At 56.8% G+C, this 12,896-nt stretch carries 12 protein-coding genes; 9 read left to right on the top strand and 3 right to left on the bottom strand.

The window, feature by feature from the left end; genetic code table 11:
- Positions 1 to 239 (top strand): hypothetical protein (locus PQQ51_RS33605; protein ID WP_408501504.1); only part of this gene is annotated, 239 nt, incomplete at its 5' end.
- Between the two features lie 336 nt (positions 240 to 575).
- Positions 576 to 725: a helix-turn-helix domain-containing protein gene (locus PQQ51_RS33610; RefSeq protein WP_408501515.1), complete on the top strand. Its 150-nt coding sequence runs from the start codon at positions 576 to 578 to the stop codon at positions 723 to 725.
- Between the two features lie 22 nt (positions 726 to 747).
- Here PQQ51_RS33610 and PQQ51_RS33615 read toward each other — a convergent pair whose 3' ends face one another.
- The gene (locus tag PQQ51_RS33615; protein ID WP_408501505.1) at positions 748 to 1,986 is read right to left on the bottom strand and encodes an MFS transporter; all 1,239 of its coding nucleotides are present in this window, start codon (positions 1,984 to 1,986) and stop codon (positions 748 to 750) included.
- 71 nt (positions 1,987 to 2,057) lie between these two features.
- Between PQQ51_RS33615 and PQQ51_RS33620 the strand changes: the two genes are divergently transcribed.
- The 6 genes from PQQ51_RS33620 to PQQ51_RS33645 all read left to right on the top strand — a co-directional run bounded on the left by PQQ51_RS33620 (position 2,058) and on the right by PQQ51_RS33645 (position 9,520).
- Positions 2,058 to 2,996: a LysR family transcriptional regulator gene (locus PQQ51_RS33620; RefSeq protein ID WP_408501506.1), complete on the top strand. Its 939-nt coding sequence runs from the start codon at positions 2,058 to 2,060 to the stop codon at positions 2,994 to 2,996.
- Between the two features lie 449 nt (positions 2,997 to 3,445).
- A complete protein-coding gene (locus PQQ51_RS33625; protein ID WP_408501507.1) occupies positions 3,446 to 4,603 on the top strand; it encodes a GGDEF domain-containing protein in 1,158 nt (385 codons plus the stop codon).
- Positions 4,604 to 5,130: 527 nt separating this feature from the next.
- Positions 5,131 to 6,117 (top strand): Bug family tripartite tricarboxylate transporter substrate binding protein, encoded by a 987-nt coding sequence (locus PQQ51_RS33630; RefSeq protein ID WP_408501508.1) that lies wholly within the window; start codon positions 5,131 to 5,133, stop codon positions 6,115 to 6,117.
- Positions 6,118 to 6,279: 162 nt separating this feature from the next.
- Positions 6,280 to 6,768 carry a tripartite tricarboxylate transporter TctB family protein gene (locus PQQ51_RS33635; RefSeq protein WP_408501509.1) on the top strand — a complete coding sequence of 163 codons (489 nt, stop codon included), beginning with the start codon at positions 6,280 to 6,282 and terminating at the stop codon, positions 6,766 to 6,768.
- A 4-nt stretch (positions 6,769 to 6,772) separates the two neighbouring features.
- Positions 6,773 to 8,272 carry a tripartite tricarboxylate transporter permease gene (locus PQQ51_RS33640; protein ID WP_408501510.1) on the top strand — a complete coding sequence of 500 codons (1,500 nt, stop codon included), beginning with the start codon at positions 6,773 to 6,775 and terminating at the stop codon, positions 8,270 to 8,272.
- A gap of 75 nt (positions 8,273 to 8,347) precedes the next feature.
- The gene (locus tag PQQ51_RS33645) at positions 8,348 to 9,520 is read left to right on the top strand and encodes a porin (RefSeq protein ID WP_408501511.1); all 1,173 of its coding nucleotides are present in this window, start codon (positions 8,348 to 8,350) and stop codon (positions 9,518 to 9,520) included.
- A gap of 60 nt (positions 9,521 to 9,580) precedes the next feature.
- On the opposite strand, the gene PQQ51_RS33650 is transcribed toward PQQ51_RS33645, so the two are convergent.
- On the bottom strand, positions 9,581 to 10,531 hold the full coding sequence (locus tag PQQ51_RS33650) for a LysR family transcriptional regulator (RefSeq protein ID WP_408501512.1): 951 nt from the start codon (positions 10,529 to 10,531) through the stop codon (positions 9,581 to 9,583).
- Between the two features lie 288 nt (positions 10,532 to 10,819).
- On the bottom strand, positions 10,820 to 11,722 hold the full coding sequence (locus tag PQQ51_RS33655; RefSeq protein WP_408501513.1) for an alpha/beta hydrolase: 903 nt from the start codon (positions 11,720 to 11,722) through the stop codon (positions 10,820 to 10,822).
- Positions 11,723 to 11,890: 168 nt separating this feature from the next.
- Here PQQ51_RS33655 and PQQ51_RS33660 point away from each other — a divergent pair, with 168 nt between their 5' ends.
- Complete coding sequence (locus PQQ51_RS33660; protein ID WP_408501514.1) at positions 11,891 to 12,793, top strand: LysR family transcriptional regulator; 903 nt, start codon at positions 11,891 to 11,893, stop codon at positions 12,791 to 12,793.
- Positions 12,794 to 12,896: the final 103 nt, after the last annotated feature.

The raw sequence follows: 12,896 nt of genomic DNA on the forward strand, positions 1-12,896 counted from the left end.
TAGTAAAGTTTCCCGTGAACAACTCAGAGCTATCTGACTTCAGTCGTGTTAGCACGACGACGAGCCATCGCGAGCGAGGTAGCAAACGTGCCCCAATCACCGATGCGATGACCGACAACATCACGCCGGCCGCACATTCTTTCAATGAGCGTGCGCTTAAGGCGCAGAAACAATTTGCCGCGTCGGTTCTTGCGGGGTCGTCATCGGAAACCAGCAATACCGGCCGAAAACGCCCTTAAGTTCCGAGGCCGGGGAGCAGGCAAGGCAATGTCAAGTTGAGAGCGCAGTGGTTAGAACCAGCGGCACACTGACTTCAATTCGAGCCTGTCGATCAGCCAGCATCTGGACACGAGCGCAGAAAATGAACTGAGCGCAGCCGGACTCACTGCTCCATCAATAGAACACGGCAATTTAGAAGCCGTAATGGCGGATGGAGTCAGGTGTCAAACGACTGTGCCGCCCGGCAACGTCACAAACGAAGAGGCGTCTGTTCACGGGAAGGAGCAAATCCAGGCGAATCCGAGGTATTCGCTTATAGGCGTCGCATGGCTAGCGCGACCCGTGCCGTCGTTCCCATGACTGCCGCAGCCGAGCGCATTTCGCTGGCACACGCGGCCATCAGCGCGCAGATGCGTATCTGTGAACGCTCATGCCGGCGTCAGTTGTTCGATCGCACCGGACGGAGCGTCCAGTTGAACGATGCCGGCCGCTCTATCCTTGATTGACGTGAGTCTGAGCCATCCGATATCAAATCCGTCTCGCTACGAATCCGTGTGTTTTCGCGCCCCATGCAACTACGAGGCCGACCAGCAACACGCCTAAGATGACCCACGGAAATGCCGCAATTCCGGCGGTAGCGAGCAGCACCCCACCGAGTGCACCACTTCCGGCGTAGCTTAAGTTGAACACGGTAACGAGCATCGCTTGCGCGAGATCGGCCGAGTCTCCGGCGGCATCAGCAAGCGCAGTCTGCAAGAGCGTCGGCTGACCGCCGAAGCAGAATCCCCAGGCGGTGATGCCAAGACCGATTGCGACGACAGAATTTCCGCAAAGGCCAAACGTGAGTGCAACAGCGGCAAAGGTGCCGAGGCCGAGGAGCACCAGTACACGCAGGTACCGATCGACGAACACGCCAACCACCGCAATCCCGATCAGGGAAGCGATGCCGAACAATAGCAGCATCGCATCCAGTCGCCCGGCGAGTTCTCGAGCAGCAAGGAACGGGGCGATGTACGTGAACAGAATGTAATGCGGCAGTATCCATGTCATCAGCACGATCAGGACAGGTCGCACACCCGGGCGTGTCAAGGTTCGCTGGAACAGCAATGGCTGATGATCATCCCGTCCAGCAAAGTGCGGCAGCGTTCGGTGTGACCACACGATCAGCAGAAAACTCGCGATGGCAATGGCCGCGAAGATACATCGCCAACCCACCTGCGGACCTAGAAACGCACTCAATGGGACACCTAGCGACAGCGCGAGAGGAATACCCATCATGGCGATCGCTAGCGCCCGGCCCTGCTGCGCGGGCGTAACCATACGCCGCGCATAGGTTGCGAGTAGGCTCCAGGCGAGACCGGTGGCGAGCCCGGCGATAAAGCGCGCTATCAACGTCAACAGAAACGAAGACGACACCGCTGTGACCGCATTGCAGACGGAAAATCCTACGAGCACGAACATCAGCACACGCCGTCTCGGCCAGCCGCGCATCGCCGAACTGAGTGGAATCGCGGCGAGCCCGGCGCCGAGCGCGCACGCCGTAACGAGTTGTCCGGCCCACGCTTCGGTTACGCCAAAGTCTGCGGCGAGTTGCGGCAGCAACCCTGCCGGCACGCTTTCGTTAGCCGTGGCGATCGCGCTTGCTGCCGTTAAGGCAAGTAAGCCAGTGAGGGGCAACCTTCCGCTTGCTTCGTCGGGCACATCGGTTACGGCGGTTCTTGTATTGGCAGAGCTCACATAGGCCTCGAATGAAGACTGTAGAGGCATGGAGCATGCTGGAATCTGCTAGATTTGATAATTGGTCTTGTTTTTGAAATATATTCAAATCTGGATGAAATATGGCAACAGATAGACTCGGCGATTTGCATCTCTTCGTAGAAGCCTCAACGCTCGGCAGCCTGTCCGCAGCGGGGCGCAAGCTCGGCCTGTCGCCCGCCGCTGCGAGTGCGCGACTGGGCAAACTGGAAACTGTGCTGGGAACCCGATTGTTTGACCGCACGACGCGGCAACTGCGTCTCACCGACGAAGGCCGTGTCTATCTCCAGCATTGCCAGATTGCTTTGCAAGCGCTCGCCGATGCCGACGCCGCACTTGAAGTCGGCCGAACATCCGTGCGGGGCAAACTTCGCATCTCGGCATCGACCGATTTCGGGCGCAACCTGCTCAGCGACTGGCTCGAAGAATTCGTCCGCGTGCATCCGCAAGTTCGGGTGGCTCTGACGCTCACTGATTCGCTTTCCAACCTTGTTCAGGATGATATCGACCTCGCGATCCGCTTCGGCGCTCCGGACGCGTCGTCCGGCCTGGTCGCCCGCCGGCTTGCGCCGAGTTGGCGTGTCCTGTGCGCGTCGCCCGACTACCTGGCGCGCAAAGGTACGCCGCAAACGCCCGACGATCTCACCGGACACGAATTCATCGTGCTCGTCACCAATAGCGGGCCGCTCAACGAATTTCACTTCGCGCACGGAGAGCAGCAGTGGACGCACACCGTGGCAATGGATCGGGCCTGGGAATCTAACGACGGCGCTCTCGTCCGCCGCTGGGCGCTCGCCGGCCACGGCATTACGCGCAAGACCATCTGGGATGCCGGCGCTGATTTGCGCGACGGCTCGCTTAAGGTCCTGCTTCCCGATTATGTTGTTCCTGAAGATGGCGTTTATGTGGTTCTGCATCGCACGCGCCATGCGGTCCCGCGTGTGCGCCGGCTAATCGAGTTTCTGGCCGAGCGCTTTGCACAAGCGGGCGAGGAACTGACGTCTCGGGTGAGCGCGGGCTAAACGTACTTCGGCACAATCGGGACCTCTGCCGTTTCGCTGACGTACCGTTGGGAACGCCCCACAATTAACCTTCTCGTAAATGCGCATCTTCGGAATCAGCCTTTACGTCATCATCGCCCCAAGTAAATTAAGCTTTGCTGAGGCAGCATCGGCATTGGCGCCTTATATAACTTGCTTCGCTCGAAAACATTAAATCTCGTTCGTGGTATATAAGAATATTTCCTGAGTTAAAGCAGCTTCCAATTGCCGACGATCGCAAGATTTCCAATGCTCCACAAACCGTGTTAAAAATAAGCCGTTCGCGGTTGGTCGAACCCTCTCTTGCGGCTGGCCATTGAACAATAGCAAACGATAACGCGCTGGGGCTGATATAAACCCTCCGCATGATGCTTCGTCCTATAATCAGCCTCACGATCGGGGGCGGGTGTTACCCGCAAATAGTGCTGCTAATGCAAAGCATTCAAAAAAATTACTCTTTGCCGCGCGGCCGGCTGGCTAAATGGCTGGTTGCTCCTGGTCAGGAAGCCCCGCACGAGATACGTGTCGCACTAGTTGGCACGCTGTTCGGGACACTGCCCATTTTCTTCGGTGGCGTATCCAATACGATCGCGGTTGCGTGGGTCCTTGCGCATCGACATCCTACAATTCCTTTCCGGCTGTGGCTCGTCGCTGAGATCTCGGTGTGTGTCGTACGGTTGTGCGTGCTATTTATCTCGCGACATCGGGCTGCACAATCCAAAACAACGCCCACCGACTTATACATTCTGTTGGCTCCGCTGTGGGGCGCCACGGTTGGATATGGCGCATTCGTTAGTGCAATCAGTGGGGACTGGATTGCGGCAACACTGTCGTTCCTTTCTGCCGCGGCAATGGTTGGGGGCATTTGCTTCCGAAACTACGCCGCGCCGCGCCTCGTCGCAATCATGATCTTTTTTTCGCTCGGGCCATGCTGCGTTGGAGCCGTTCTTGCCGACGAACCGGTGCTTCTTCTCACACTTCTACAGATTCCCTTTTATATGTTCGCGATGAGTGTGGCCGCACAACGGCTGAATGGGTTGCTCATCTCGACGATGAAAGCCGAACGCGAGAATAGTCACCGTGCGCGCCATGATGCCCTCACAGGGCTGCTCAACCGGGAGGGCCTGTTCAAGGCTACGGGCCCGCGCGGCGCGCCGTTCGTCAGAACGGGGATGACACTGCTGTACCTCGATCTCGATGGTTTCAAGCCGATTAACGATGCCTACGGCCACGAAGCCGGCGACTTGCTGTTGATTCAGGTAGCGGCACGATTGCGCGCGCTCGCCAGCGAACAGGCGCTGATTGCCCGTATGGGCGGGGACGAGTTTGTCATCGTCGATACGATGACAGGAAATCAGACACCACAAGAAATGGCAGATTCTGTTGTTCAAGCAATCGATCAGCCGTTCGAGCTTTCAACGGGCGTCGCCATTTCTATGGGAGTGAGCGTAGGGATCGCGAATATGACGTCTGGGGACACGGATATCGACGCGGTACTCCGCATGGCGGACAACGCGATGTACGACGCCAAACGCAACAAAAAGAACGGCTCGAAACGTGATCGCCCGGATTTCATGGAACGAACGTGAAACGGAATGCATGCCTGGACTCAGCACCTCAGCCGCTTTAACGCGGTCTCGAAGCGCCACGCTACCCCTTCCTCCAACCACGTGTATTGCGCCTACGCATACATAAGTCAAATCGTGGCATCGGCCCGATGCCTCCGCAACACGCTCGCCCAAAAGTCAGCAGATATTGGCGCGAAGCAGCCCTGACCGGTTTGGCACAATTCATACGAAAGTGCACTGCACAAACTGAGCGCAACGCACAGTTATGAATCCATAAAATATTGTTGCTTTTTTTATCAAACCGATCTGTCGATACTTGTATCTGTGATGCGCAGATCCAGCTGGATCAACGAAGGACCCTGGCGTCTCGAGTCGCAAAAAATCAACGTGCGGATAGGTGGCTCCTCAATCGCCAAACGGTACAACTGAACCCTGGTTTTCTCTGCAGAACGTTGTTCGCCTTGACTACAAGGCAGCAGTAGTCCGCCTGAAGGAATGCCTTGGGCGCATGTCCGATTCATCTTGTTACGCGCACACCGGATCTGATCATGTCGTTTGCTCAATTTCGCCGATTTACCGCATCACTCGTGCTACTTGCGTCATCTGCGGGACTGTCGGCGGCGACACCCGGCGCGTCAACCTATCCCTGCGGCGTGATCACCTTCGTTGTCGGCGCCACGCCGGGCGGTGCCACGGACGTTGTCGCTCGCGTGGTTGGGCAACAGCTCAGCGAGGCGTGGGGAGTGCCGGTCGTGGTTGTCAATCGTGCAGGAGCAGGCGGTGTGATCGCGGCGTTATATGTGGCTGCGGCCAAGCCCGACGGCCAGACGATCATGGTGACATCAAGCGCATTTGGAGCGCTGGCCGGGATGAGCGATGACTTGCCCTATGACACGTTACGTGATTTCTCGGGAATTGGATTGATGGCCCATACCCCAAGCTTTCTGGTAACCCCGTCAAATCGCGACATCAGAACGATCGCGGGCTTGCGAGCGTATGCCAGGACGACATCTTCAGGTCTGGTCTATGGCTCTGGGGGAATTGGAAGTACGGGTCATTTGCATGCGCTGCTGGTCGCGAGCAAAGGTGGCTTCAAAGCTGAGCATGCTCCCTATCGCGGTACGACGGAGGCGCTTAACGATGTAGTCGCCGGGCGCACCGACTATGCCTTTTCACCGGGCCCCAGCGCATTGCCGTTTATCAGGCAGGGCAAGCTCAGAGTGATAGCGACTACCTCCGAGGCGGGCGAAAAGTTTGCCCCTGGAACACAAACACTCGAGCAGGCGGGAATAACCAGCGACCCTGGCGATGATTGGTTTGGCGCAGTGGCGCCGGCGAAAACGCCGAAGGAAATACGCGTCAAGTTAAGCCGCGAAATCGCTCGTATCCTCGCGCTGCCGAAGGTGCGAAAAAGTCTTCAGGCGATTGGCAGTGAGCCCATATCGGACACACCGGACGAGTTCGACGCGATGCTCAAGCAATATATTGCGAATGTTCGCGAGGTGGGGCACACGTACGGTCTCCAGTTGCAGTGAAGTTGTCCCACTAAACGAGTGATCCGCTGAAGGGTGTTCGAGCGACTTGCCGTCTCGCCAAGTCTGGGTGAGTGCTATCAGGATACCGAAGTAGTGACGTTATAGGCGGATTACCGTTCGACGGTGCCTCAAGGTTAAAAATATTCTTAAAGGAGATCCAGATTGAACCTCCAGTCGACCCCGCATTTCGCTAAAAGCAAGCGATTCAGAAAAGACCTTTACGGCGGCGCCTTGGTATTTCTACTGGGAATGTTGGCAATTCTTGGTGGACGCAGTTACAAGATCGGCTCGCTAAGCTACATGGGTTCAGGATTCTTCCCGGTCGCTGTCGGAGCCATCCTGGTGATAACAGGGCTCGCGATTGCCTTCACCGGCAAGCGTTCCAATGCAAAGTCCGACGTGGACGATGCGCTCCGTCTGGATTGGCGCGGATGCCTTTATATTATTTTTGGCATTGCCGCATTCGTTGTATTCGGAAAATACGGCGGCCTATTACCCGCGACGTTCGCGATCGTCTTTATTTCTGCACTGGGTGACCGTCAAACCAATTGGAAAAGCGCGTTTTTTCTCGCTGTCTCAATGTGCACGATTTGTACAGTCGTGTTCTGGTGGGCGTTAGATCTGCAGTTTCCTCTGTTGTCGTGGGGTTGATTTGATGTCTCAATCGCTATTACACCTGATGCAAGGTTTCGGTGTCGCGTTGCAGCCGCATAATTTGATGTGGTCGTTCTTTGGCGTGCTGGTCGGTAATCTGATCGGGGTTTTACCCGGCATGGGGGCGCTGTCGGCAATTTCCATGCTGCTGCCGTTGACCTATACGATGCATCCGATCCCGGCAATCCTGATGCTCGCCGGGATCTTTTACGGTTCACAGTACGGGGGTGCAATTGGCGCCATTCTTCTGAATTTGCCTTGCCACGCGCCGCACGCGGTGACGTGTCTGGACGGTTACCCGATGACCAGGTCCGGCAGAGGCGGTTCGGCGCTCGGCATTACGATGATCTCGTCATTCTTCGCCGCTTCAATAGGTATAGCGGCAATGATCTTTGCGTCGCCACTTCTAGTTAGTGTTGCTTTCAGCTTTGGTCCCGCAGAACTCTTCTCGATCATGTTGCTGGGATTGTTCGCTGGGGCCACCTTGTCGAGAGGCTCAGCGCTGAAAGGCGTGGCGATGACGGCAGTGGGTTTGCTGCTGGGGTTGGTCGGAACCGACGTCAGTAGCGGCACCATCCGCTTTACGATGGGCGTGCCCGCACTAGCTGACAAGATCGAACTCGTCGCATTGGCCCTTGGGCTGTTCGGAGTAGCGGAGTTCCTTCGCAACATCAACCGGATGCAAGCCATTGGCGGTGGAACGAAGTTGGGCCTGCGCGAAATGCGCCCCAGCCTTGCCGAGCTCAAGCAATCATTTTTTCCAATGGTGCGAGGCACGATGATCGGTACCGCGTTCGGAGCGATGCCGGGTACCGGTCCGACCATTACTACGTTTATTGCGTATGCGTTCGAGAAACGCATATCGAAGACGCCAGAGCGTTTCGGGCATGGCGCGCTCGAGGGCGTTGCCGCACCGGAGGCGGCGGCCCACTCGAAGACTCAGGTCGACTTCATTCCGACGATGAGCCTCGGCATTCCGGGTGACGCGACGATGGCGCTGATCCTGGGCGCTCTATTGATTCAGGGAATTCAACCGGGCCCGCAACTGATTAGCGAGCATCCTGATCTCTTCTGGGGTTTGGTCGCGAGCTTCTGGATCGGCAATGTATTGCTGGTTATTCTCAACGTGCCGTTGATCGGTGTTTGGGTAAAGCTTTTGCAGGTCCCTTATCGATTTCTTTACCCATCCGCGTTGTTCTTTATTGCCGTCGGTGTGTACAGCACAAACAACAGTCTGTTCGAGGTAGGAGAAGTTCTCGCGTTTGGTATTGTTGGCGCTATTTTTTCAGCGCTGGAGTTCCAGGTCGCGCCAATTTTGCTCGGCTACGTGCTGGGGCCCATGGTTGAGGAATATTTCCGTCGAGCGCTCCTCTTGTCCCATGGAGACCCACTGGTGTTCCTGAAGCACCCGATCAGTGCGACCTTCGTGGCCGCCAGCGGTCTGCTAGTCATGCTTCAGGTTCTCCTCAACATTAGACAGAAAAGAATGACGCGAAAATAAGTGAGAAGGGTGAGGCAACGCATATTCCACGAAATCAGGGAATTTATTTTTATTCAATAAAATCAGGATGACGAAATGAAAAAATTGATCTTTGCTTTCATTGTGATGGATGGATGCGTTGGTGTGACGCATGCCCAGAGCACGGTCACCTTGTATGGGCTTGTAGACGAAGCCGTCATGGTCAACACTAACAACAAGCAGGTGGTCAAAGGCGTGAACGTGGGCGGCCGGCAGATTTCGGTCGACTCCAGCAATGGGCCTCAGGGGAGTCGCTGGGGTCTGAAAGGCGCTGAGGATTTGGGCAATGGTCTAAAGGCCATCTTCACTCTGGAATCGGGCGTCAATCTGAGTAACGGGGCTTTCGGACAGGGCAACACGCCGTTTGGTCGACAGGCATTCGTGGGTTTGAGCAGCGAGCGCCTGGGCACCGTGACCTTGGGACGTCAATATGACAGCATCAATGATTTCGTTGGTACCAAATATGGATTTGCCCAAACCAGCGGAGGTATTCCAAGCGAACATCCGGCTGACCTTGATAACTTGAACCACACGTTTCGGCTGAACAACACGCTCAAGTATTTAAGCCCCAACCTCCATGGGCTGACGTTTGGCGGTACCGTGAGTCTGGGTGGTGTCGCGGGTGAAGTATCGCAAGATTCGGCTTACACGTTTGGCGCTAATTATGCGAACGGTCCGGTCGGCGTGGGTGCAGCATACGGTCTCTATAAAAATCCATCGCAGACCGGCGGCGTGCTCAATGACAACGTCAATGCCTCGACGTTCAATTCAATCAATTCGGGTTATCTTGGTACCAACGCTGCCACGTCGCTGCAGATCATCGTTGCGGGCGCCTCGTACAATCTTGGTGCAGCGACGATCGGAGGTACCTACTCCAATGTCAAGTACATGAACATCGGTGCGTTCAAAGGCGCGACAGCGACTTTCAATACTGTTGAATTGAACTCGGTCTATCGGTTCACACCCGCGCTTTCTGTAGCTGGAGCCTATGACTATACGAAGGGTAGTGCGGTTTCGGGAAACATCGGCAACCAGAACTACAACCAGTTTTCGCTTATCGTCGATTACTCGTTGTCGAAGCGGACAGACGTATATGCACTGGGTGTCTTTCAAAAGGCCAGCGGTACGAACTCTACCGGTGCGGCAGCGGTGGCGGATATTGGTAATCTCGGTGACTCGTCCAACCCTCGTCAGGCAATCCTTCGCTTTGGAATGCGGCATAGATTTTAATGTGGACGACCGCTGTCGGCCGGATCGGGCAGCGTAAATTGTCCGATTGCCGATCCCGGATTACTTTTTCACCGAAGGTTTATCCCGCGCGCGAGCGCGTTGCGGGGTGGCTGCTGATTTAACAGTCTCTTTCGTCGCGGCCGCAAACAGATCGATAAAAGCGCGAGCGGGTACCGAAAGTATCGACTTACGTCTCGTGACGACTTGCAACTGCCGTTTGACGACAGGTTCGTTTAATACGCGCTGAACGAGACCGCCCTCTGGGTCGAGGAGCGGCGTACTCGACGATACGATCGCAATGCCGAGTCCTTCTCGCGCAAGGGCAATCGCAACGAGGGAGTTCGCCTCGTAGGCAGGTCTGAGCGTATGTCCGATAGCGGCGAACTGCTGTTCGATCAATCTTCTGGCCGCGCTGGTTGTCGGTAATGTAATGATCGGGTACCCGACAAGATCGGACCAACATAGCCTGTCCTTGAGTGCGAGCGGGTGGGCCGGAGGGAAGATAGCCACCAGAGCGTCTTCCCCCAGCACCTCGCACTCCAGAACGTCATTCGGTTCGAATCCGAACGTCAGACCGAAGTCGACATCACGAGAATAGACACGGCTCAGTAGATCTTCGTGAATGCATTCACGAAAGGTCACCGACGCATGCGGATACTCTGCACTGAAGCGCGCGAGGACTCGCGGCAAATGGGTCGCGGCTAGCCTGGGAGGCAACGCAAAGGTAATGCGCGCCGTATGAAGCGTGCCGATTTCACGAGCGGCATCTTCCAGCGATTGCACGTCTGCGAGGATACGTTCTACCGCTGGCAGGATTTCGCGTCCCGCAACCGTAAGTATGACGTTTCGCGTTGTTCGCTCAAACAGACGTACGCCGAGGCTCTCTTCGAGTTTTCGGATCAAGATGCTCAGACCCGCCTGCGTAAGGTGCAGTCTGTTGGCCGCATGCGAAAAACTACCCAGTCGCGCGACCTGGATGAAAGCCTCAAGCTGACGAATGTTCACGTTCATAACGCTTTGTGGCTATCGAGGCGGTGGAGAAAAGTATAACGATTAATAACGCCGCAGTGCAGCCAACCGCCGCTCATGCATGCTTCATGCTGAAGAGCGGTCTCCATGGGGCAGGGTTGCCGTTGCAAGCAGGGAGCGCTATGCAATGGATTTGAAAGGCTGACTGGCAGGCGCGGCCGTTATGTCCTGACAACGCGCTATGGCGGACCAGGCTGGCGGTGACATAAGGCGGGGCCCAAGGGAATAGGCGGGGCGCCCTTGGGCCCCGCGTCGTTACCCAGTAGAAGACTAAGCCGTTTGAAGCGGCATTCTGAGAAATGATTCTAGGGCGTGGAAAAACTTCCTGCGGTAAACCCCCATCATCGGGTTGTGCGCGATGCCGGCGAGCACGACAAACTGTTTATCCGAGCTCGGTAGCGCAGAAAAGAAGTCGAGAAGGTCGGGCTCCGCTGCAATCCCGTCGTATTCGCCGCGGATGACGAGCACCGGGCACGGGATGGCTGTGGGATCGACAGCAGGCAAATTCGAACACATGTCGACGTAGGTGCCGGTCGGTACCTCGCTGACGAGCGGCAATTCTGCCGCCGCGATGGCCTGCGGCACAATCGCCTCGCTGCTGCCTGGCTTGTCGCGGTTGAACATGCCTTCGTAAAATGCCAGATCGACCTTCCGGCGCGGGCTTGTGGCGTATTCGGGCAACTTCTTGCGCCGCTGCTCGAGCGTGGGCGAACCCGCGCCGGTATAAACAAGCGCGGAGAGGCCGAGCCTCGATACAGTCTCAGGATGGGCCGACGTATATCCCGAGGCCCGCAATGCGCCCGAAGACGAGCCGAACAACGCGAGTTGCGTCACACCGGTGGTCGCAAGGACGAAAGGGATAACACGTTCGAGATCGTCGACGCCCGAGCGGATGCCGCAGCTTGATCCTTCGGTCCAGCCGGAGCGCCCATAGCCGTCGTGATCGACGGTCCACACATCGTAACCGGCGTGCGCAAAGTGATCCATGACCGAATAGTCGTTGCGGCCGGGTACTTGCAGGTCATAGGTATTACGTCCGGAGACAGTCGACCCATGGACGAGAAAGAGTACCGGCAGGGGGGCTTCGCCCGCTAGCGGTTCGCTCGCGCGCTTGCGATAGACATAGAGGTGGATGGGCCCTTTCTCGATGAGGTACTCGGCACTCCAGGTCATCTGGATACTCCTTGACGGTAAAATTCTTCGTGACGGCAACTGGCGTGTCGCAAATCGGATGCTTTAACGACGTCAGCACGAGTTGCTATTGTCGTAATTCTTGTCGAATGATTAAACCGGCTTTGGTGAAAGGATTGTTCACGAAACGAGCCAGCGGGAGTGATGTCGATGCAAGACCTGAATGCTTTGGCCACGTTCGTGGCCGTCGTCAACGCGAACAGTTTTTCGTTGGCCGCCGAACGCTGCGGGATTTCGCGTGCGCTTGTCAGCAAGCATATTCAGATGTTGGAGGCATCGCTGGGCGTCAAGCTGCTGAACCGAACGACACGTCGGCTGGGGCTGACCCAGCCCGGTGAGCGCTTTTATGAGCGTTGTCTGGGTGTCCTGGAGGCGGCGGATGGCGCCGTACGTGACATCGAGGACGTCGCGCACGGCCCGCGTGGACTGATACGCGTCAGTACGGCCATTTCGTTTGGCCGGCTGCATCTGCTGCCCGCCATAGCCGCGTTTCTTGAAGCAAATCCACTGATACAGGTTGAGGTAACGCTTTCCGAAAATTTCGCCGATCTTATTTCCGGTGGCGCCGATCTCGTGGTCCGCATGGCAGATGAGCCGAGGCTGAGCAACCTGGTCGCGCGCAAGCTTGCGCCGGTGCGGCAGATACTGGTTGCGTCGCCGGGGTATCTTGCGTCCGTGGGCACGCTACAGTCGCCGGACGATCTGTTGCGCTGCAATTGTCTGCTCTACATCGACGGCGCCCGCGAAGCGTGGCGTTTCCAGGGGCAAACCGGCGCGATGGAGATCAAGGTTTCGGGTAATTTAAGGGCAAGCAACGCCGATGGCATTGCGGAAGCGGCATTGGCTGGCGTGGGCATCGGGATGTTGCCTACGTTCGCTGTCGGTCATCATCTGAAAGCGGGTCGACTGGTATCCGTGCTGGAGCATTACCGGTTACCCGAACGCACACTGTACGCAGTCTTTGTCCCTGACCGGCATTTGCCGCAGCGCATCCGCACGTTCGTCGATTTTATTAGCGAGCGCTTCAGCACCGGGCCTTACTGGGACTACTGAGGATATCCGGGCGCAGGCGCTCCGGACCCGAAATTGCGCGGCGACGACCGCCGTGGCGCACGACATTTCCCCCACGTGTCGGCAAGTATCGGAACTCATAAAA

This window comes from Paraburkholderia xenovorans, assembly GCF_046030735.1.
Lineage (GTDB): Bacteria > Pseudomonadota > Gammaproteobacteria > Burkholderiales > Burkholderiaceae > Paraburkholderia > Paraburkholderia xenovorans_A.